The organism is Collinsella aerofaciens, assembly GCF_039752955.1.
Taxonomy (GTDB): Bacteria; Actinomycetota; Coriobacteriia; order Coriobacteriales; family Coriobacteriaceae; genus Collinsella; species Collinsella aerofaciens_BI.
Map to the genome: position 1 here is coordinate 22666 of NZ_JBDMHB010000009.1, position 22049 is coordinate 44714.

Annotated in this window: 13 protein-coding genes; 8 read left to right on the forward strand and 5 right to left on the reverse strand. The window is 61.7% G+C overall.

All coding sequences use genetic code 11. The features are described from left to right. The first annotated feature begins 26 nt into the window (after window positions 1-26). The 6 genes from ABHR75_RS03655 (at window position 27) to ABHR75_RS03680 (ending at window position 11087) form a co-directional block, all read left to right on the forward strand. Complete coding sequence (locus tag ABHR75_RS03655) at window positions 27-2453, forward strand: glycogen/starch/alpha-glucan phosphorylase (RefSeq protein WP_346963655.1); 2427 nt, start codon at window positions 27-29, stop codon at window positions 2451-2453. Between the two features lie 108 nt (window positions 2454-2561). Then, complete coding sequence (locus tag ABHR75_RS03660; RefSeq protein ID WP_346963656.1) at window positions 2562-3710, forward strand: glucose-1-phosphate adenylyltransferase; 1149 nt, start codon at window positions 2562-2564, stop codon at window positions 3708-3710. Between the two features lie 4 nt (window positions 3711-3714). After that, entirely contained in the window at window positions 3715-4842 is a 1128-nt protein-coding gene (gene glgD, locus ABHR75_RS03665) for a glucose-1-phosphate adenylyltransferase subunit GlgD (RefSeq protein ID WP_161161389.1), read from the forward strand. An 89-nt stretch (window positions 4843-4931) separates the two neighbouring features. Beyond that, a complete protein-coding gene (glgA, locus tag ABHR75_RS03670; protein WP_346963657.1) occupies window positions 4932-7250 on the forward strand; it encodes a glycogen synthase GlgA in 2319 nt (772 codons plus the stop codon). Window positions 7251-7465: 215 nt separating this feature from the next. Beyond that, window positions 7466-10762: a 4-alpha-glucanotransferase gene (locus ABHR75_RS03675; RefSeq protein ID WP_346963658.1), complete on the forward strand. Its 3297-nt coding sequence runs from the start codon at window positions 7466-7468 to the stop codon at window positions 10760-10762. A gap of 88 nt (window positions 10763-10850) precedes the next feature. Next, window positions 10851-11087, forward strand: coding sequence for an FmdB family zinc ribbon protein (locus ABHR75_RS03680; protein ID WP_346963659.1), 237 nt, complete (start codon window positions 10851-10853; stop codon window positions 11085-11087). Window positions 11088-11248: 161 nt separating this feature from the next. On the opposite strand, the gene ABHR75_RS03685 is transcribed toward ABHR75_RS03680, so the two are convergent. From ABHR75_RS03685 to gltX, 5 genes are all read right to left on the reverse strand, one after another. Then, window positions 11249-12649 carry an RsmB/NOP family class I SAM-dependent RNA methyltransferase gene (locus tag ABHR75_RS03685; protein ID WP_346963660.1) on the reverse strand — a complete coding sequence of 467 codons (1401 nt, stop codon included), beginning with the start codon at window positions 12647-12649 and terminating at the stop codon, window positions 11249-11251. Then, window positions 12646-13566 (reverse strand): methionyl-tRNA formyltransferase, encoded by a 921-nt coding sequence (gene fmt / locus ABHR75_RS03690; protein WP_346963661.1) that lies wholly within the window; start codon window positions 13564-13566, stop codon window positions 12646-12648. Before fmt ends, ABHR75_RS03685 begins: the two co-directional genes overlap by 4 nt. 327 nt (window positions 13567-13893) lie before the next feature. Further along, the gene (def, locus tag ABHR75_RS03695) at window positions 13894-14430 is read right to left on the reverse strand and encodes a peptide deformylase (RefSeq protein ID WP_055250379.1); all 537 of its coding nucleotides are present in this window, start codon (window positions 14428-14430) and stop codon (window positions 13894-13896) included. An 18-nt stretch (window positions 14431-14448) separates the two neighbouring features. Then, window positions 14449-16842, reverse strand: a complete 2394-nt coding sequence (priA, locus tag ABHR75_RS03700) for a replication restart helicase PriA (protein WP_346963680.1) — start codon at window positions 16840-16842, stop codon at window positions 14449-14451. Between the two features lie 149 nt (window positions 16843-16991). Continuing rightward, complete coding sequence (gene gltX / locus ABHR75_RS03705; RefSeq protein WP_346963662.1) at window positions 16992-18467, reverse strand: glutamate--tRNA ligase; 1476 nt, start codon at window positions 18465-18467, stop codon at window positions 16992-16994. 282 nt (window positions 18468-18749) lie between these two features. Here gltX and metK point away from each other — a divergent pair, with 282 nt between their 5' ends. Together metK and sdaAA are read left to right on the forward strand one after the other, a co-directional pair. Beyond that, window positions 18750-20030, forward strand: coding sequence for a methionine adenosyltransferase (metK, locus tag ABHR75_RS03710; protein WP_346963663.1), 1281 nt, complete (start codon window positions 18750-18752; stop codon window positions 20028-20030). 311 nt (window positions 20031-20341) lie between these two features. Next, window positions 20342-21949: an L-serine ammonia-lyase, iron-sulfur-dependent, subunit alpha gene (gene sdaAA / locus ABHR75_RS03715; protein ID WP_271747115.1), complete on the forward strand. Its 1608-nt coding sequence runs from the start codon at window positions 20342-20344 to the stop codon at window positions 21947-21949. The last annotated feature ends 100 nt before the right edge of the window (window positions 21950-22049 follow it).

Below are 22049 nucleotides of genomic sequence, written 5' to 3' on the forward strand. Positions count from 1 at the left end.
GAAACATCCCCGGGGGAAAGGAACGTATGAATAAGATCTTCGACAACAAGCAGGAGTTTACCGAGCTCTATCGCGATGCCGTCATGAGCATCAGCGGCAAGAGCGTCGAGGCCGCCAGCGATCTGGACCGCTTTAACGCCCTGGCCAAGCTCGTGGCCGAGAAGGCGCGCACCGTTGCCACCAAGAGTGACGCGCGTGTGACCGCCGAAGGCAAGAAGCGCGTGTACTACTTCTCGATCGAGTTTTTGATCGGCCGCCTGCTCGACAACTACCTGCTCAACTTTGGCGTGCGCGACATGGTCGCCGAGGCGCTCAACGACATGGGCTTCGACCTGTCCGTCATCGAGAACCAGGAGCCCGATCCGGCCCTGGGCAACGGTGGCCTTGGCCGTCTTGCCGCATGCTTCCTGGATTCCATGGCAGCCGAGGGCATTGCCGGCTACGGCAACGGCATGCGCTACCGCTACGGCCTGTTTAAGCAGGAGATCGTTAACGGCAGCCAGGTCGAGGCCACCGACGAGTGGCTCACCCACGGCTATCCCTGGGAGGTTCGCCGTCAGGACAAGGCCGTGACCATCAAGTTTGGTGGCCATGTTGAGGGCTTTGAGGAGAACGGCCGCACGTTCTACCGCACGGTTGACACGCAGGACATCCTGGCCGTCCCCTATGACATCCCCGTCGTGGGCTATGCCGGCGAGACCGTCAACAAGCTGCGCGTCTGGGCTGCCGAGCCGGTCGAGGAGCACTTTGACCTGGAGGCCTTCAATCGCGGCGACTATGCCCTGGCCGACGCCGAGCGCGCCGAGGCCGAGGCCATCAGCGCCATCCTCTACCCCAACGACGCCGGCGAGCACGGCCGTCTGCTGCGCCTGAAGCAGGAGTACCTGTTTGTCTCGGCCGGCATCTACAGCCTGCTCGACACCTTTGAGAAGGAGCACGGCGAGAACTGGGAGCTGCTGCCGCAGTTTGTGGCCATCCACACCAACGACACCCACCCCGCCATGTGCGGCCCCGAGCTCATGCGTATCCTGATCGACGAGAAGAAGCTCGAGTGGGACGACGCTTGGAACATCGTGACGCAGGTCGTGAGTTACACCAACCACACCATCCTGCCCGAGGCTCTGGAGAAGTGGCCCATCGGCACGTTCTCCAAGCTCCTCCCCCGCGTGTACCAGATCATCGACGAGATCAGCCGTCGTTGGCACGAGTCGTTCGACACCACGCAGGAGGGCTGGCAGGAGCGTCTGCGCCAGACCGCCATTCTGTGGGACGGCGAGATTCGCATGGCCAACCTGTCTGTGATTTGCAGCCACAGCGTCAACGGCGTGGCCAAGATCCACTCCGATATCATCAAGAACATCGTGCTCAAGGACTTCTATGCCTTAACGCCCGAGAAGTTCAACAACAAGACCAACGGTATCTCGCACCGTCGCTTCTTTGCCGAGTCCAACCCAACCTACGCCAAGCTCGTGACCGAGGCCATTGGCGATGGCTGGCTCAAGGACGCCTTTGAGCTGGAAAAGCTCAAAGAGTTTCAGAACGACACCGAGTTCCTGAAGGCCGTGGGTGCCTCCAAGCGCGCCAACAAGGAGCGCCTGGCCGCCTACGTTAAGGCCGAGACCGGTCTAGTCATTGACCCCAACACCGTCTTTGATGTTCAGGTTAAGCGCTTCCATGCCTACAAGCGCCAGCTCATGAACATCATGAAGGTGATGGACATCTACAACCGTCGCATCGCCGATCCCAACTTCCACGTGACGCCGACGACCTTCATCTTTAGCGGCAAGGCTGCCTCGAGCTACACCTTTGCCAAGGAGACCATCCGTCTCATTAACTCCGTTGCCGAGGTCATCAATAACGACGCCCGCGTCAACGAGGTCATGAAGGTCTGCTTTATCCCCAACTTCCGCGTGAGCAACGCCCAGCTCATCTACCCCGCCGCCGAGATCTCGGAGCAGATCTCCACGGCCGGTAAGGAGGCCTCGGGCACGTCCAACATGAAGCTTATGATGAACGGCGCCATTACGCTGGGCACCCTCGACGGCGCTAACATCGAGATCGCCGACCTGGCCGGCCGCGAGAACGAGGCCATCTTTGGCCTGACCGCTCCCGAGGTCGAGCAGCTCTGGGCATCCAACAGCTACTTTGCGTGGGATACGCTCAACAACGACCGCGAGCGTCTGGGCCGCGTGATGGACGAGCTCAAGGACAACACCTTTGCGGGTCTTTCGGGCAACTTCGAGAGCATCTACAACGAGCTCATGAACAACAACGACCCCGACCTGGTCATGGCGGACTTCCGCAGCTACGTGGATGCGTGGGAAAAGCTCACCGGCAGCTACGGTGACCAGGAGACATGGAACCGCAAGGCGCTGCTCAACACCGCCTCCTCCGGCTGGTTCTCGAGCGACCGCACCATTCGCGAGTACCGCGACGAGATCTGGCACGCGTAAAGGCGCGCGAGCTCCCCTATGCCAGCACGGCATTACTCGACGGGCGCAACGTTGCGCTGCGCCCGTCGCTAATGGGTTTAAGAACATCGATGACAGAAGGAGAAATCGATGAGTAAGAAAGAATGCATCGCGATGCTCCTCGCAGGAGGACAGGGCAGCCGATTGGGGGCACTCACCCAAAAGATCGCTAAGCCGGCGGTTAGCTTTGGTGGCAAGTTCCGCATTATCGACTTTTCTCTGTCCAACTGCTCCAACTCGGGCATCGACACGGTGGGCGTTCTGACGCAGTATCGCCCCTACCTGCTGCATGCCTATGTGGGCTCCGGCGAGGCCTGGGATCTGGACAGCCGCAACGGCGGCGTGTCGATCCTGCCGCCGTACGAAACGCAGACCGGCGGCGCCTGGTATGCGGGCACGGCCGACGCCATTACGCAGAACCTCGACTACATCAAGGCCAACGACCCCAAGTACGTCCTGATTCTTTCGGGCGATCACCTGTATCGCATGGACTACCGCAAGATGCTCAAGACGCACATTGAGAATAACGCCGACCTCACGGTGAGCGTTATGCCCGTGCCGTGGGAGGAGGCCAGCCGCTTTGGCATCCTGACCACCGACCCCGAGGACGGCCGCATCACCAAGTTTACCGAGAAGCCCGAGAAGCCCGATTCGAACCTCGCGTCCATGGGCATCTATATCTTCTCGGCCGACGTCCTGATCGAGGCGCTCGAGCAGGACGCTCTGGACCAGCGCTCGAGCCACGACTTTGGCAAAGACATCATCCCCAAGCTGCTCGGCGAGAACAAGCGCCTGTACAGCTACGAGTTCCACGGCTTTTGGAAGGATGTCGGCACCATCGCCAGCTTCCACGAGACCTCGATGGACCTGCTGGGCAACAACCCCGAGTTCGACCTGTTTGACAAGAACTTCCCCATCATGTCCAACATCACCACGCGTCCGCCGCACTACATTGGCCCGGACGGCCGCCTGGACGACTGCCTGGTCTCCAACGGCTGCAAGATCTACGGCACCGCTCGCCACTCGATCCTTTCGACCGATGTCATCATCGAGGAGCGCGCCGTGGTCGAGGACTCCGTGCTGCTGCCGGGTGCGCACGTTAAGAGCGGCGCGCACATCTGCCGCGCTATTTTGGGCGAGAACTCCACGGTCGAAGAGGGCGTGAAGCTCGGCTCTGTCGATACCACCAAGGATACGGCCGTCGTTGGAAATGACGTCGTTATCGGGAAGGGGGAATGATCCGATGATCAATCGCAAGGCCATCGGTTATATCACCGCTAACTACTCTTCGACCTACGGCAGCGTGCTGCTCAAGGACCGCCCCATTGCGTCCGTTCCGTTTTTGGGCCGCTACCGCCTGATCGACTTCCCGCTGTCCAACATGATGAATGCCGGCATTAAGACCGTCGGCGTCGTCATGCCGGGCAACTACCGCTCGTTGATCGACCACGTGGGCTCTGGAAAGGACTGGGGCCTGGACCGCAAGAAGGGCGGCCTGTTCATGGTGCCCGGCAACGCGTATGGCACCACCAAGGGCGGCATGCGCTTCTTGCTGCGCGACATCATCTCCAACAAGACGCTGTTCCAGCGATCGGACAAGCCCTATGTTGTGATGATGGGCACCAACATCATCTTTAACATGGACCTCAACACCATCATCGACGCGCACGAGAACTCCGGCGCCCAGATGACCGTGGTGTACTGCAAGGCCACGCGCAACGTCGATGACGAGACCAAGCTCGAGATTAACGAGAACGGCCGCCTGACGGGCGTGAGCGCCGGCGTCGTGTACGGCGACAACGCCTCCATGGACTGCTGCATCGTCAACCGCGAGACGCTGCTCGAGATTATCGACCACTACCAGGCCGCCGACTATCTGGACCTGCTCGAGGCGCTCCAGGGCGACTTTGGCAACATCGACGTGTGCAGCTACGAGTACAAGGGCGAGGTCGTGGGCGTGTTTAGCGAGAAGTCGCTGTACCGCCGCAGCATGGACCTGCTCGACCAGACCGTGGCCGATCAGCTCTTCGATCCCGAGCGCCCGATCCTGACCAAGGCTCACGACGTGCCGCCTTCGCGCTATGCGACCGGCAGCCACGCGTGCAACTCGATCATCTCGGCCGGCTGCATCATCAAGGGCACCGTGCGCAACTCGATCCTGTCGCGCGGCGTTGTGGTCGAGGAAGGCGCTTCGGTGACCAACTCGATCATCAACCAGAGCTGCATCATCAAGAGCGGCGCCCGCGTTGAGAATGCCATCCTGGACAAGAACAACGTGGTTCCCACCAACACCGAGCTCCGCGGCACGCCCGAGAACATCCTGGTGCTGGGCAAGGCTCCGTTAACTCCCGATACCACCATCGTGCATTAACGTAGGCACCGCAACATCGCTCGTAACATGCAGAATAGCCGCCCGGTTTGCGCCAGGCGGCTATTCTCGAATTGCAACAGGGAGACAATATGGCAGATTCCAGCAAAAAGATGCAGATAGTGTTTGCCTCGGCCGAGTGCGCACCGTTTGTAAAGACCGGTGGCCTGGGCGACGTGGCAGGCTCGCTGCCTGCGGCGCTTGTGCGCGCCGGCGCCGAGGTCATCGTGATGGTGCCCAAGTACGCCACCATCAAGGACGAGTACAAGGCGCAGATGGAGCACTTCTCCGACTTTTACGTGAGCCTGGGCTGGCGCAACGAGTACTGCGGGCTCGAAAAGCTCGAGCACGACGGCGTCACGTATATGTTCATCGACAACGAGCGCTACTTTGCGCGCGACTATCCGTACGGCTTCTTTGACGACGGCGAGCGCTTTGCGTTCTTCTCCAAGGCCATCACCGAGAGCCTGCAGCACCTGCCGGCCGGCTTTGAGTGCGACATCCTGCACTGCAACGACTGGCAGACGGCACTGGCGCCCGTGTTCTTGCGCGAGTTCTACCAGGGCCTACCGCTGTACGACCGCGTCAAGACCGTGTTCTCGATCCACAACGTGGCGTTCCAGGGCCAGTTTAGCGACACCGTGATGGAGGATATCCTGGGTGTGGCGCACATTCCGGCGGCAGCCTCGCAGCTGCGTTGCGACGCCTGCAGCATCAACTACATGCTGGGCGCGCTGCGCTATGCCGACGCTATTACCACGGTGAGCCCCACCTATGCCAACGAGATCCAGACGCCCGAGTTTGGCGAGGGCCTGGACGGCGTGCTGCGCGAGCGCTCCTATGCGCTGCAGGGCATTTTGAACGGCATTGACGTGGCGGGCTTTGACCCGGCGACCGACAAGCGCATTGCCGCAAATTACACGGTCGAGGACCGTTCCGGCAAGGCCGTGTGCAAGGCCAAGCTGCAGGAAGAGCTGGGGCTCGAGGTTCGCGACGACCGCCCGCTCATGGTGATGGTCACGCGCCTGACGCGTCAGAAGGGCATGGACCTGGTCATGTACGCGCTCGACCGCATTCTTGCCGGCGGCGTGCAGGTAGCGGTGCTAGGCACCGGCGACCGCGACTACGAGGACGGACTGCGCTACTTCCAGGACAAGTACCCCGGCACCATGGCCGCACGCATCGAGTTCGATCCTGCGCTGTCGCAGCGTATGTATGCCGCCGCCGATATGTTCCTGATGCCCTCGAAGTTTGAGCCCTGTGGCCTGTCGCAGATCATCGCTATGCGCTACGGCACCCTGCCCATCGTTCGCGAGACCGGTGGTCTGAAGGACACCGTGATCCCGTATAACGAGTTTACCGGCGAGGGCACGGGCTTCTCGTTTAGTAACTTTAACGGCGACGAGATGGGCGACGCCGTGTTCCGCGCGGCTCGCCTGTTCTGGGACAACCGCGATGCCTGGAACCAGCTGGTCACGCAGGCCATGAGCCAAGACTTTAGCTGGACGCGCTCGGCCGATAAGTATCTGGACCTGTATTTCTTTATGCATCCGGAGATTGAGAGGCCGACGGCGGTCGTTGACGAGCCTGTGGTTGTGGCCGAGCCTGAGCCCAAGGCCGAGCCGGTTGTTGAGGAACCCAAGGCTGAGGAGAAGCCGGTTAAAGCTGAATCTAAGGTGAAGATTGAGGCAGCTCTCGAGACTGAGGCTAAGCCGGCTGCAAAGTCTGCCGCCAAGAAGACCACGACTCGTAAGACGACGTCTAAGAAGGCCACTACGACCAAGGCGACGACAACCAAGACCACCGCTACCAAGACAACGACGACGCGCAAGCGCACGACCGCCGCTGCAAAGAAGGCCGCCGAGGCCGAGGCCGCTCCCGAGGTAAAGGCTGAAGCCGCCGTCGAGGCCAAGCCCGCCGTCAAGGCACCGGCCAAGACCACTGCCAAGAAGACGACCGCGACCAAGAGCACGACCGCCAAGAAGGCTACAGCTACGAAGGCGGCGGCAACCAAGGCCACTGCAAAGAAGGCCGCCCCCAAGGCTGCCGCAAAGCCGGCCGCCAAGGTCGAGGAGACGCCTGCCGAGTCCAAGGCGGAGGCAACCGTCGAGGCCAAGCCCACCGCGAAGACGACCACGCGAAAGCGCACGACGACAGCTAAGAAGACCACGGCAAAGGCCGCAACTCCCAAGGCGGAGACTAAGCCCGCTGCTGCCAAAGAGGAGCCCAAGGCCGAGGTAAAGGTCAAGCCGGCACCGAAGGCCGCTGAGGTCAAGACCGCTCCGAAGGCTACGGCAAAGACCGAGCCCGCCAAGGAGGCCCCGGTCTCCCCTGCCGCTCCGGCCGAGGAAAAGGCCCCGACCAAGAAGACCTCCGTCCGCAAGGCAACGGCCACCCGCAAACGCCGCTAGTCCGGACGATCCACAATCTAATCCTCAATAAACAAGGGGTGTCGTTCAGTGCGACACCCCTTGTTCTATAGATGAGGTAAAACGATTTTCTAGGACAACCGTTCGCCGATAGTGAGCGGCTGTAGTTTATACAACTAAAGTACAACGATATACTTAAATACTGGGCGTTAAGCCCATGGCCTGATAGCCATGACTGTATAGAACTGGACCGTACTATGAGATTGATTCACAACAGCCGCCTACCGCAGTTTCGCACTCCGTTTGGCGCTGTGACCACTGGAACTTCCGTTGCACTCTCGGTAATTTTGGAGGATGCCGATCCCAACCAGGCAACACTCACCCTGCGTACCTGGGTCGATGAAGTCGGCGAGACCCTTATCCCGATGGAACACGAGGGCGATGGCATTTTTACCGGCGAGCTCAAATGCGATGAACCGTGTCTTGTGTGGTACAGCTTTATCTGCAATATCGAGGGCCAGCCCGAGGTCCGCCTGGGTGCGCCGCAAGGACGCACCGGCGGCGAGGGCGTAACCTACAGCTACGCCGAGGTGCCGTCCTTCCAGATTACCGTCTACAAGCACCGCGAGAACCGCCCCACCTGGTACGAGCGTGGCATGGTCTACCAGATCTTCCCCGACCGCTACGCCCGTGACGAGCATTGGCGCGAGCGCACAATGGCCCAACTCGAAAAACCGCGCAAGGGCATTCAGCGCCGGATGGTCGAGGACTGGAACGAGCCGCCCGTGTACGACCGCGCCGAAGACGGCTCCATCAAGACCTGGGACTTCTACGGCGGCTCGCTCAAGGGCATTCAGGAAGACCTGCCCCGCATCGCCGAGCTGGGCTTTACGACCATCTATCTCAACCCCATCTTTGAAGCTGCGAGCAACCACCGCTACGACACGGCCGACTACACCAAGATCGACCCGATCCTGGGCACCGAGCAGGACTTTACCGAACTTTGCCAGGCAGCCGAAAAGCTGGGCATCTCCATCATCCTGGACGGCGTCTTCAACCACACGGGCGACGACTCGATCTATTTCAACCGCTACGGCAACTACCCCGGTTTGGGTGCCTGGCAGAGCGAGGATTCGCCGTGGCGCGATGCGTTTACCTTCCACGAAGACGGCTCGTATGACTGCTGGTGGGGCGTGGGCAACATGCCAGCCATCAACGAGAAGTCCGAGCTGGTGCGCGAGAGGCTCCTGGGCAAGGACGGCGTGATCCGCAAATGGCTGCGCGCCGGCGCTCATGGCTGGCGCCTGGACGTCGCCGACGAGCTTTCCGACGACTTCCTGGCCAAGATCAAGAAGGCTGTGCTCGCCGAAAAGCCCGACGCACTGTTGCTCGGCGAAGTCTGGGAAGACGCCTCCAACAAGATTAGCTATGGACATCTGCGCCGCTACCTGCAGGGCTCCGAGCTGGACTCTGCTATGGATTACCCCTTCCGCGACATGGTCATCGGCTTTTTGATGGGCTACAAGAACGCCTACGAGGCAGCCGAGGATATCGAGACCCTGCGCGAGAATTATCCGCGCGAAGCCCTGTCCTGCGCGCTCAACCTGCTATCGAGCCACGACCGCCCGCGCATCATCTCGGTGCTCGGGGGCGGCCCCGACGAGTCACAGCTGCCCGAGTGCGAGCGCAGCAAGTGGCGCCTGGACGAGAACTCGATGGGCCTGGCCAAGAGCCGCTTTTGGCTCGCCACGCTCATGCAGATGACCTTCCCAGGCGTGCCTTCGATCTACTACGGCGACGAATACGGCCTGGAGGGCCTTACCGATCCGGGCAACCGCCGCACCCTGCCGACCAAGGACCAACTGCACGACTTCGACACGCTGGCTATTGTCAAGAACGCCTCCGCCGTACGCCGTGCACTGCCATTTATGATCGACGGCGAGATCAAGGCCTTTGCGCTCAACGACGAGGTGCTGGCCTACAACCGCACGGGCAAGAATGGCGAGTCCGCGACGGTTATCATCAACCGCAGCCTGCGCAATTCGCACCGCGTGACGATTCCGGCGCTCGGCGAATGTGCAAGCGACGTGATCAGCGGTCACGAGTGCGAGATCCACAACGGTACGGTAACGCTCGATCTGTATCCGCTGGGCTCGTCGATCATCTATCACCATGCCGAGCAGCGCCTGCAGGAACCGCTCGATCACGGCGCGGGCGTCGTGTGCCATATCACCTCGGTGCCCACCGACGACGGCAAGCCCGGAACAATCGGCGCACCCACGCGTCGCTTTATCGACCATCTGGCCGCTATGGGTATGCGCTACTGGCAGGTCCTGCCTGTCAACCCGACAGACTACTTCCGCTCCCCTTACGCGGGGCCTTCAGCCTTTGCGGGCAATATTGACCTGCTGCCCGAGAGCCAAGAGGAACTTGCGGACGACTTTGAGGCTTGGAAGGCCCGTGGCGGCGAAGATGCAGACCCGCTCTACACGGCGTTTAAGCATCGCAACGCCGATTGGCTCGAGAAGTACTGCGTCTACATGGCCGTCAAGAAGTACTTTGAAGGCGAATCGCGTCACGATTGGCCGGCCGATGTCGCGCGCTACAACGAGCATCTGATCGATGACAAGCGTTTCCACGACGAGGCAGAACTGCAGGCGTACATGCAGTACCGATTTGACCTGGCTTGGTGCGAGCTCATGAACTATGCACACAAGAAGGGCATCGAGGTCATCGGCGATATCCCCATGTATGTCTCGGACGATTCGGCAGATGCGTGGAGCGAACCCGAGAACTTCTGGCTGTCCGATACCGGCAAGGCGATTGAGATTTCTGGCGCGCCGCCCGACAATTTTGCGCCCGAGGGCCAGGTGTGGGGCAACCCCACCTTCCGCTGGGATCACATGAAGGAGAACGGCTACCGCTGGTGGATGGACCGTCTGCGTCGCGCGTTCTCGCTCTACGACCGCGTGCGCCTGGACCACTTCCTGGGATTCCACAGCTACTTTAGCATTCCCGCAGGCAAGGCCTGCGCCGACGGCCGCTGGCTGGCAGGTCCGGGCAAGGATCTGTTCCAGACTGCCTATGACGAGCTGGGGCCGCTCAACTTTATCGCCGAGGACCTGGGCTACCTGACGCCCGGCGTTCGCGCGATGGCTTCGACCTGCGGCTTCCCCGGCATGGACGTGCTGGAGTTTAGCGATTACGACGTCCGCTGCGGCGTGCATCCCACGCCGGGCAAGATTCTGTACACCTCGACGCACGACACGTCGACGCTCGCCGGTTGGTGCACGCGCTCCTTTGCGGGCGGCGACGAGCCGAGCGGTGTTGAGGTGGCGGCCAAGCTGATGAGCGACGCGCTGGCAAGCGACGCCCCCCTGGTGATGATGCCGCTGCAGGATATCCTGGGGCTGGGCGACGATGCGCGCATGAACGTGCCAGGTGTCGCAACGGGCAACTGGACTTGGCAGGCCGATGAGGCTGACGTTGCAGCCGCCGAGGGCAAAACTGCACAGCTCCTGCGCAACACCCATAGATTCTGGGGCGAAGCGTGATAAAACCCCCGATATAGGGTACAGTTACAGCTGTTTGAATTTATGCGGGCAGAGCGATCTGCCCGCTTTGTGCTGAAAAGGAAGTATTATGGCGCGCTACGATTACAAGTGCTCGAGCTGCGGCAACGTGTTTGAGGTTGAGCATCCCATGTCCGAGAACCCCGAGGTCGTGTGTCCGAGCTGCGGTGCCCCGGCGGCCAAGACGTTCTCGGCCAGCGGCATCAAGTTTGAGGGCAGCGGCTTCTACAACACCGACCAGCGAAGCGGCGGCTCCAGCACCAGCGCCACGAGCGGCTGCTGCGCCAACTGCCCGCACAGCCACTAGAAACCAAACAGCCCCGCGATCAACGCCGATCGCGGGGCTGTTTCTTTGCTCTATGGGTAGCTAATCAAGCTACCCAGGTTTCCTTGTGAGTTGCGGTGAAATAAGGACTTTTTGGTGGGTGGAAGCCGCTATTCAATCCTTATTTCACCGCAACTTAGTCGTTACTTGTGGACCAGTCTGGCGCAGAAGTGGCCGTCGTAGGAATCGGCGTTTACCGGCACGCTTTGGAAGAGGCCCCGATCGTTCTGGCGTACGGAAACGAGCTTCTTGGCCTGATCGAACTCAGGGAGTTGCAGAATCTGTGCCTCGGAAAGCGGTGCCACGCTAAAGCCGGCGCCCTCAGGAGAAGCAAGGAAAGCATCCACCACCTGCGTGTTCTCCTCGTCGAAGACCGAGCACGTCGCATAGATGAGCTCGCCGCCGGCAGCCACGCGCGCGGCGGCTTCCTTGAGCATCGACAGCTGCAGTTTGGGCAGCTCAACCGTCACATCCTTTTCGGTCAGACGCCACGGTATCTCGGGATGACGGCGCATGGTGCCGGTGCCAGAGCACGGCGCATCGATAAACACCGTGTCGAACAGGGCAGGCTCGCCAAGCATGGCATCAAACGACGTAAGCACCTCATTGAGCTCGCAGGCATTGCCCGACACCGTACGAACACCCGTTATACCCGCCTTATGCAGGCGCGCGAGATTCTGGTCACATTTACGATCGTGCAGATCGAGCGCGGTATGCTGATGCTCGTACCCGGCACGTTTGGCCTGGCACATCATCACATAGGTCTTGGTACCGCGACCGGCGCCAATCTCCAGGCAACGACCGGGACGTGTCGCCGCAGTAGCGATAAGCTGAGCGTTGAGGTCCGAGGCAACCGCGGCAGCACGCTCAAACACGCCCGACGCAACCGTGACCTGCGCATCGACCGGAGCATGGCAGCCCGGGAAGACAGGCGCAACGAGCTGCGAGATATACGGGTCGGCCTTGGTCGCAAACGCATTCTCGTGCAGAGCAAGCGGCGCAGGCGCCAGATTACCGGCAAAGTTGAGCGCGCCCTCGGGCGTATCGAACGAGGCCATAATACTAGCGCACAGCCAGCGAGGAAGACCCATCAAACGAGACAAGCGAACCAGGCGGCGCGCGGACTCATCCACGTCGGATGCCGTGGCAAAGTCCTCAACGTTGTCCGCAACCTTGTGCAGCACCGCGTTAGCCAGGCCCGCGGCAGACTTAGCACCGCTGCGCACCAGCTCAACACCCTGGCTCACGGCAACGCGGCCCGGCGTATGCAGGTAGAGCATCTCGAAGGCCGAGATACGAAGCGCCATGCGCACGCGCGGCGCGACCTTATTGGGCTTATCCAAAAACTGATCGAGCAACTCATCCAAAATACCCTGCGTGGCGGCAACACCGAGCGCCAAACGAGCGGCAAAAGCGGAATCGCGCTGGTCAATGGCCTTGGCGGAAGCGCGGGACGAGAGCACGTCGCGCGCATACATACCGCGGCGATCGGCCTCCATCAACACATCGAGCGCAAGCTTGCGCGCGGGAGAAAGCTTGCTCATGACAAAACACCCCACGTCAGATCGGCACCCTGCAGGCCGGCAGCCCAGGCAGAAGCAGTCATGGCACGCTTGCCATCGGGCTTAACCTCAAGCAGTTCAACCGCGCCATCGGAAAGGCCCAGGTAAACACGCTTGCTCTTGACGGCAACAGTACCCTCGCCAAGCGACACATCAGCCGGCGCGGCATCGAGCACGCGAACCGTCTTGCCAGCGATCACGCAACGGGCAGGCGCGGTATCGGACGAAGCGAGCACATGACGCACGCAGTCGAGCGCCGCCATCTGCGGATCCAGACGCATCTCCTGCTTGGAAATCTTGGCAGCATGCGTGACGAGCGATTCATCCTGCTCAGTCCAAACAGCCGAGCCATCGGCAAGCGAGGGAAGCGTATCGGCAAGCAACTTACCACCAAGCTCAGCAAGCTCCATGGTCAGCGCCTCAGCATGCTTACCGGCAACAGACGTGGATGCCTGAGCACAATAAGCGCCCGTATCCACGCCATGCCCAATGCGCATAATGGAAACGCCGGCAACCTCATCACCAGCAAGAATGGCACGCTGAATGGGAGCAGCGCCACGCCAACGAGGCAACAGCGAAGCATGAACATTCACAATGCCAAGCGGCGCCATATGCAGCACCTCATCAGGCAAAATGCAGCCGTACGCAGCCACACAGAAAATATCAGCCTGCGCAGCCTGAAGCGCCTCAACAACCTCCGGCGTCATACGATTGGCCTCGATAACGGGAAGTCCCAGCTCCAACGCCTTGGCCTTAACAGGAGAAGGCTCAAGCTTCTTACCACGCCCACGTACAGCATCGGGACGAGTAATAACAAGCGCAATCTCGTTCCCAGCCTCAACAAGCGAAGTCAGCGAAGGCACAGCAAAATCAGGCGTACCCATAAACACAATACGCATAAAGAACGTCTCCCCTCAACCAAAGCCGAGACGGCTACAAATAACAGCGGAAAGCCAAGTACCCAGCCCATCCGCAATAACAATTCAACAAGAACAAATATACCCAAAACCAAAGAAAGAGCCGCAATAAAAGCAGCTCTTCCAGCAAAGCAATTATCAGCGAAGACGCCCCTCCCTGGCCTAACGGCACCCGGGCGAACCGAGCCAAGAAAACGCAGTCCCCGGTGCTGAGCGCCCACATATCGTCCCGCGCGCAGTTTCGCAGCGCAGCGAGAATGTTTGAGCACGGGATGATATGTGGGCGCTCAGCACCGGGGACGGTGGGACCTACTCCGTCTCGCCCGGTCGAGCGCCGCGGGCCAGGGCGTCCTGGTACTCCTTGACTGCCTTGATCCTCTGCATCGGCTTCAGTCGCTCGAACATGGTGTTGCCGTGCAGGTGATCGATCTCGTGCTGCAGACACACGCAGAACAGATCGCCCGTGGCCTCATAGCGAATCAGGTTGGCGTCCAGGTCATACGCCTCGACGACAACGTGATCGGGACGCTCGATCTCGCAGCTAATGCCAGGGATAGAAAGGCAGCCCTCGCTAAAAGGCACCAGATGGTCGCTCTGCTCAACAATGACAGGGTTGATGAGCACGTACGGGTCATAATCATTTTTGTCGCTGTAATCGCAGTCGATAGTGACGAGCTGAATGAGCTCGCCAATCTGTGGGGCAGCCAAGCCGCAACCGCCGTTGTCGAACATCATCTTCTTCATCTTCTCGGCAAGTGCCTCGATCGCCGGGGTGATCTCCTCGATGACGGCGCACTCCTGGCGCAGACGAGGGTCGGGCGACAGTACGATTCCGTTGGCTTCCATGGCCATCCTTTCGGGTTGTTACATCAAATCATAGGCGTCGACGTCAACGCTCACGCTCACGCCGCGCACGGAGCCCGCCTCTTTGAGACAGGCGTCGATATCATCAGAGACATGGTACCCTACCGGCGACTTTACAAGCAGATGGAAGCGGTAACGGTCCTTGGCTCTCTCGATTACACACGAAGCCGGACCAAGCACCTGGGGCGCGGCGCTCCCCGCCCGCAAAAAGTCGGGAGCGGCGGCATGCCAGCGACGCTTGAGGAGCTTCGCGATGCGACCGATGTAGTCCCGCGCGTCACCCGCGTTCGTCGACCATACCAAGATGTTGACCAGGCGCACGAACGGCGGATACAGCGCGTCGCGGCGCTGGTCCAGGTCGTAGTCGGTAAAGATCGAGCGGTCGTGCTCGGCGACGGCGCGAATGACCGGGTCCTCGGGCAGGTAGGTCTGGATGATGACCTCGCCGGGGCGATCGCCGCGACCGGCGCGGCCCGCAACCTGCTCCAGCAGATCGTAGGCGCGCTCCCCTGCTCTAAAATCGGGCAGCTTGAGGGCGAAGTCGGCATTGACCACGCCCACGAGCGTGACCTCGGGAAAGTCGAGGCCCTTGGCGATCATCTGGGTGCCCAGCAACACGGCGCAATCGGCGGCATCGAACTGCTCGAGCAGCTTTTTGTGTGCGTCCTTGCCGCGCGTGGAATCGGCGTCCATACGAATGATGGCGACATCGTCGGGCAGCATCTGGTGCAGTGCGTCCTCGATCTGCTGCGTGCCCAGACCCATTTTTGCCAGGTAGCGACTGCCACATTTTGGGCAACGGCTGGTAGGCGCCGGATAAGGCTGCACGCGCCAGGACGATCCGCAGGTGTGGCACTGCAGCGTGTGCGTGCGCTCGTGATACGTAAGCGCGGTGGAGCAGTGGTTGCAGGTGGGCACGCAGCCGCATTCGCGGCACATAAGAAACGGCGCAAAGCCGCGACGGTTGTGCAGCAACACGGCCTTTTCGCGGCGCTCGACTACACGCTCCAGGCCTTCCATCAGCGGTTTAGAGAACATGGAGCGACTGCCGTGTGCGAACTCGCGGCGCAGGTCGGCAATGCGAACCGTAGGCAGCACGGCGTGTCCCGGGCGCTCGGGCATCTCGACGCGCGTCCAGGTGGCACCGTTATACGTGCCGCGACGGCAGCGGTCGAGGGCCTCAGCAGAAGGCGTGGCCGAGCCCAGCACGAGCGGGCAGCGATAGCGACGCGCCATCTCGGCCGCAACCTCGCGCGCGTGGTAGCGCGGACTAGAGCCCTGCTTATAGCTGGTCTCGTGCTCCTCGTCGATGATGATGAGGCCTAGATCGCCGAGCGGGCAAAAGAGCGCCGAGCGGGCACCGACGACCACGCGCGCCGCACCACTGGCGACCATATCCCACTGGTCTAGACGCTCGCCGGCCGAAAGCCGCGAGTGGAACACGGCGACCGTCTCGCCAAAGCGCGAGCGGAAGCGGCCGACGGTCTGGGCCGTCAACGAGATCTCGGGTACGAGCACGCAGGCCGAGCGACCGGCCGCGAGCACGCGCTCGATAGCTGAGAGGTAGACCTCGGTTTTACCAGATCCGGTGACGCCGTCGACAAGGACCACGTCGCCATGGGCGTCCAGACGGGCGCGCTCAATCTGCGCGAGTGCCTGTTGCTGACCGTTGGTAAGGGAGACCGGCGCCTTACCGCTTGCCGAGGACAGCGTGGTCTGCTCGCTGCAGCCACGCCACGTACGGCGCTCCTCCACCACCACGACGCCGCGTTTTTCAAGCGCTTTGATGGTCGCCGACATACTGTTGTAGAGCAGGTTGAGGTCGCGCGTCGTGACCGGGCCGCATTGGAGTGCCTCGATGAGCTGACGCTGACGGACCGCGGTCTTGGGCGGCGTGTAGTCGAAACCCTCGGGCGTGAGCATGACCCAGCGGTTTTGGATGGGCTTGACGGCGGGGCGCTCTACGGTCCACACGCCGTCGTCGCCCTTGACCACGCGCGGGCTTCCGCCCGGTGGCAAGAACAGGCGCAGGCACTCGGAAAGCGTCGCGACATACTCGTAACTCATCCAGCGTGCGATACGGGCAGCCTCTGCGGTAAAGAGCGGTTTGCTGAGGATAGCCTCGATGGCTTTAATGCGCGCGGGGTCGAGGGCGTCGTTACCTTGCAGGTCTGCCAGCTCGGGCGCGATGTTGACGATGTAGCCCGCGGCCGCACGGTTGCCAAAATGAACTAGGACGGTGGAGCCGATCTGGACATCGTTGGCGAGTGGCTGCGGAACGCCATAAGCAAACGGCTCGGACAGCGCACGCGTCGGGATGTCGAGGACCACGCTCGCATAGGCGGCGATGGGCTCAGGTGCAGGCTTAGGCTGAGCCGAGGCAGCGGCAGGCACTGGCTTCACCGGAACCTCCTCCGGTTCCGGCGAACCAAACAGCGACAGTTGCTCGGCCACGGATCCAGCACCTCCTATCCCATTCGTCTACAGAAACAAGAGCCCCGCTCGAGGTGAACGGGGCTCGGATACATACGTTTGCGCAGCGATTACAGCGCCATCGTGCGGGCGCGGTCGATGCGCGCCAGGCAGTCGTCGCGGCCGACGAGCGCCATGGTCTCGCCCAGCGGAGGGCTCACCATGTTGCCGCAAACGGCGACGCGCACGGCCTGGAACACCACGCGCTTCTTGAGGTCCATCTGCTCGGGCAGCGGCTCAAGCGCGGCGTCGATGTTCGCGGCGGTCCACTCGGTAACACCCTCGAGCGCGGCCTTGGCGGCGTCCAGAATGGCACCCATGCCCTCCTTGGCCAGGCCCTTGTTGACGGACTTCTCGTCATACTCGAGCGTCTCGGCCGTGGCAAAGATGGGAGCGGCGACGGTCACGGCGTCGGACGGCATCTTGGTGCGCGGCTTAACGATGGCGGCAAGCGCGTCGATCCAGTCCTCGCCGTACTCGACATTACCCTCGATGAGGCCTGCCTCGTGCAACTCGGGGACCATGATCTCGTCGGCAAACTGAGCATCGGACATGCCGTTGATGTACTCGGCATTGACCCAATCGAGCTTCTTGGGGTCGAAGGTCGCGGGGTTCTTGGAGATGCGGTCGAGCGAGAACTTGCTGGCCAGGACATCGCGCGGGATGATCGTGGTCTCGCCGTCGAGCGACCAGCCGAGCAGAGCCAGGTAGTTGACGAAGGCGTCGGACAGGTAACCGGCGTCGCGGTACTCCTCCACCGAGGTGGCGCCGTGGCGCTTGGAGAGCTTCTTGCCGTCGGCGCCCAGGATCATGGAGATGTGGGCGAACGTGGGCACGGGCGCGCCGAGAGCCTCGTAGACCATGACCTGACGCGGGGTGTTGGACAAGTGGTCGTCGCCGCGGATGACGTGGGTGATCTTCATCATGGCGTCGTCGACGACGGTCGCGAAGTTGTACGTGGGCGTGCCGTCGGAACGGAAGATGACAAAGTCGTCGAGCTCCTTGGCATCAAAGGTCACCTCGCCGTGGACGGCATCGTGGATGACGACGTCTCCGCGGTCCTCGGGCACCTTGATGCGCAGGACATAGGACTCGCCGGCCTCGATGCGACGGCGGACCTCCTCGGGATCAAGATTGCGGCAACGGCGCTGATAGCCCTGGAAGGGGTCCTTGCGCTCCTGCGCGGCCTTGCGGTCGGCGTCGAGCTGCTCCTTGGTGCAGAAGCAGGGGTAGGCCTTGCCCTCGTCCCAAAGCTTCTGGGCGGCCTGCTTGTACAGGTCCAGGCGCTCGGTCTGGGCGTAGGGGCCAAAATCGCCGCCCACCTCGGGACCCTCGTCCCAGTCCAGGCCCAGCCAACGCATGGCGCGCAGGATGATCTGCGTGTTCTCGTCGGTAGAGCGGGTGGGGTCGGTGTCGTCGATGCGCAGGATGAACGTGCCGCCGTTAGAACGGGCGAAAGCCCAGTTATAGATAGCGGTGCGGGCGCCGCCAATGTGCAGCTTGCCCGTCGGTGAGGGTGCAAAGCGGACGCGAACGTCTGATGCCATGGAAATCTCCTCGATTGCAGGATGGATGTCTAACCGCACCAGTATAAAGCATCAAAGCAACCTCCGCACAAAGGGCACCGACTCACTCATTGGGGACAGACTTAAATGACCAGTCTTTGGCAACCTGTTGGCATTTAGGTAAGGGTAGTCATTTAAGTCTGTCCCCAATGAGTAGGTGCGGAAAGGGTGTGAATGTTTGATTTACGCGCTATGATGAGCCCTAGCATAGAGAGCCCGGCGGAATGGTAACGGTCGCCGGGACACGTTTTTGAAAGGACAATCATGTCAGAAGAACTTCGTTCCATCCCGCCCCAACACGGGTCCTTTGTTTTTACGTCGGAGTCGGTGACCGAAGGTCATCCCGATAAGATCGCTGACCAGATCAGCGACGCCGTCCTCGACGCAATCCTCGCCAAAGAAATAGAGCTCCAGGAGCAGGGCTACATCGCCCCCAACGGCGTGCCTGCCAACGTGGAGAACGTCCGCTGCGCTTGCGAGACCCTCGTGACCACCGGCACCGTCATCGTCGCCGGCGAGATCCGCACCCAGGCCTACGTCGACGTGCAGGAAATCGCCCGCGGCGTTATCCGCCGCATTGGCTACAACCGTGCCAAATTCGGTTTTGACTGCGACACCTGCGGCGTTATGAGCCTCATCCACGAGCAGTCGCCCGATATCGCCCAGGGCGTCGACGAGTCCTTCGAGACCCAGACCGGCGCTACCACCGACCCGATCGACCTGATCGGTGCCGGCGACCAGGGCATGATGTTCGGTTATGCCTCCAACGAGACCAAGACCCTCATGCCCATGCCGCACTACCTGGCGAGCCGCCTAGCCGAGCGCCTGGCCGCCGTACGTCACGACGGTACCCTCGCCTATCTGCGTCCCGACGGCAAGACACAGGTCACCGTGCGCTACGAGGAAGGCAAGCCCGTCGAGGTCACGACCATCGTCATCTCCACGCAGCACGCCGCCGAGATCGAGGACATGGGCAAGATCAAGGCCGATCTGATCGAGCACGTCATCACCCCGGTCATGGCCGCCGAGAACATGCCGTGGGACAACGCAGACATCTACGTGAACCCCACCGGTCGCTTTGTCGTGGGCGGCCCCATGGGCGACACGGGTCTGACCGGCCGCAAGATTATCGTCGACACCTACGGTGGCTACGGCCGTCACGGCGGCGGTGCCTTTAGCGGCAAGGACTGCACCAAGGTCGACCGCTCCGCCGCGTATGCCGCGCGCTGGGTCGCCAAGAACGTGGTCGCCGCCGGCCTGGCCGACCGCTGCGAAGTCGAACTTGCCTACGCCATCGGCGTTTCCAAGCCCCTCTCAATCATGGTCGACACCTTCGGTACCGCACATGTTGCTGAGCATAAGATCGTTGAAGCCGTAGAGAAGACCTTCGACCTGCGCCCGGGTGCAATCATCCGCGACCTAGACCTGCGTCGCCCCATCTACGAAAAGACGGCAGCCTACGGCCACTTCGGCCGCGAAGACGCCGACTTCACCTGGGAGAAAACCGACCGAGTCGAAGAACTCAAATCAGCCTGCGGCCTGTAAGCTAACTCGAATAGCTACAGCCAAAAACAACGCACCAAAAGAAGTACCGGCCCCAACCGGTACTTCTTTTTTATATAAACGGTGGTTAAGATGTCTCGATGAGCATGGTAAGACAAGTTCCCAGCTAATGAATTTTGCCATCTAGCAACTCCAACCATGTATCCTTAGTCCCGAGGGGCGGGGCATAAGGTCGATCGCGAGTTCCGCACGAGCCGGAGGCCACTTAATGTGGCCTCCGTGCGAGCAGGACTGTCCGAGCAGGCGACCTTATGCCCCGCCCCTCGGGACGACGGGATAGAACAGGAGCGCATATGGCAGGCAAGCCGCAAACACTAGCTACGACCTCGGCATTCGAGATCTTGGGCCCCGTCATGGTCGGCCCCAGCTCATCGCACACCGCCGGCGCCCTGCGCTGCGCCCAAGTTGCCGCCAGCCTGCTAGAAGGCCGCATTACCAAGGTCACCTTTGGCCTGTGGAACTCCTTCGCCCACACCTACCGCGGCCACGGCACCGACCGTGCGCTCGTCGCGGGCATCCTGGGCCTCGACACCGATGACGAGAATATCAAGCAGGCCTTCAACCTCGCACGCGAGCAGGGCCTCGAATATCACTTTGACATCAAGGGCGACGACGCCTCCATCCACCCCAATACCGTCGATATCGACATGGTCGACGACACGGGCGCCACGGCACAGGTCCGCGGCGAGAGCCTGGGCGGCGGCAAGATGCGCATTAGCCGCATTAACGGCGTCGGCGTCGACATCTCGGGCATGTACTCCACGCTCTTCGTGGCACACAAGGACGTCCCCGGTGTACTCGCCGCGCTCACCAACCTGCTCGCCTACGCCCACGTGAACATCGCCTTCTGCCGCACCTACCGAACCGAAGTGGGCGGCCAGGCCTACTCCGTCTTTGAGACCGACGGCGCGCCCGACGACACCGTCGTCCCCATGCTGCGCAAGCTCGACAATGTCGATTACGCAACGTTTATCGAGCTCCCCGGTTCTGCCTCGTCGCTCTCCCCCGGCGTCTCGGCCAAGGAAATCTTCGACGACGGCGAGCAGCTGCTCGATGCGTGCGAGGAACTGGGGCTCAGCATCGGCGCCGTCATGGCCGTTCGCGAGGCGCGTCTGACCGGCGAGGCCCACGCCGTCGCCGCCATGCGCCGCGTGCTCGACGTCATGCGCGAGGAGACCACGGCCCCCATCGCCAATCCGCAGCGTTCGCTCGGCGGTCTTATCGGCGGCGAGGCCAAACTCGTCGATGCCACCAGCCGCAACGATTTGAGTGCAAGCCTGATGGGCGCCGTCCAGACCGACGCCGTTGCCCGCGCCATGGCCGTGCTCGAGCGCTCCGCTACCATGGGCGTGATTGTCGCCGCCCCCACGGCAGGCTCCGCGGGTGTTGTGCCCGGCTGCGTGCTGGCGCTCGCCGATCGCCTGCAGCTCGACGACGAGCAGGTCATGGACGCGCTCTACTGCGCAGCCGCCATCGGCCTCAACCTCACCACAAGCGCCTGCGTTGCCGGCGCCGAGGGCGGCTGCCAAGCCGAGGTGGGAAGCGCCGCTGCCATGGCAGCCGCCGCGCTGGTGCAGATGCTCGGCGGCACGCCCGAGCAGGCGCTCGACGCCAGTTCCATCGCGCTGAGTAACCTGCTGGGCCTCGTTTGTGACCCCGTCGGTGGCCTCGTGGAGGTGCCCTGCCAAAACCGCAACGCCATCGGCGTGGCAGCGGCCTTTAGCTCGGCACAACTCGCCCTCGCAGGCATTAAGAGCTTGGTGCCGTTTGACCAGATGGCACATGTCATGCTTTCGGTGGGCCACGCGTTGCCGGCCACGCTGCGCGAGACGGCAAAGGGCGGCATCGCGCAGGCTCCGGCCGCACTTTCGGCCTGTGCAAAATGCGGTGTGTGCGGATAGCGGCAAAGAACGACTCAAAGGTGGGACAAATGTCCCACCTCTTTTGAATGCCACCGTTTCCGTACCACAAACAGCAGGGCAATCGCTATAATGCAAGCCC

What these genes read in the sequence shown, in the direction of transcription:
- ABHR75_RS03685 (WP_346963660.1), bottom strand. Translation starts at nt 12,649, where the DNA reads ATGAGCAAGCTTTCTCCCGCGCGCAAGCTTGCGCTCGATGTGTTGATG.
- sdaAA (WP_271747115.1), top strand. Translation starts at nt 20,342, where the DNA reads ATGGCAGGCAAGCCGCAAACACTAGCTACGACCTCGGCATTCGAGATC.
- glgD (WP_161161389.1), top strand. Translation starts at nt 3,715, where the DNA reads ATGATCAATCGCAAGGCCATCGGTTATATCACCGCTAACTACTCTTCG.
- def (WP_055250379.1), bottom strand. Translation starts at nt 14,430, where the DNA reads ATGGAAGCCAACGGAATCGTACTGTCGCCCGACCCTCGTCTGCGCCAG.
- ABHR75_RS03680 (WP_346963659.1), top strand. Translation starts at nt 10,851, where the DNA reads ATGGCGCGCTACGATTACAAGTGCTCGAGCTGCGGCAACGTGTTTGAG.
- ABHR75_RS03660 (WP_346963656.1), top strand. Translation starts at nt 2,562, where the DNA reads ATGAGTAAGAAAGAATGCATCGCGATGCTCCTCGCAGGAGGACAGGGC.
- ABHR75_RS03675 (WP_346963658.1), top strand. Translation starts at nt 7,466, where the DNA reads ATGAGATTGATTCACAACAGCCGCCTACCGCAGTTTCGCACTCCGTTT.
- glgA (WP_346963657.1), top strand. Translation starts at nt 4,932, where the DNA reads ATGGCAGATTCCAGCAAAAAGATGCAGATAGTGTTTGCCTCGGCCGAG.
- gltX (WP_346963662.1), bottom strand. Translation starts at nt 18,467, where the DNA reads ATGGCATCAGACGTTCGCGTCCGCTTTGCACCCTCACCGACGGGCAAG.
- ABHR75_RS03655 (WP_346963655.1), top strand. Translation starts at nt 27, where the DNA reads ATGAATAAGATCTTCGACAACAAGCAGGAGTTTACCGAGCTCTATCGC.
- fmt (WP_346963661.1), bottom strand. Translation starts at nt 13,566, where the DNA reads ATGCGTATTGTGTTTATGGGTACGCCTGATTTTGCTGTGCCTTCGCTG.
- metK (WP_346963663.1), top strand. Translation starts at nt 18,750, where the DNA reads ATGTCAGAAGAACTTCGTTCCATCCCGCCCCAACACGGGTCCTTTGTT.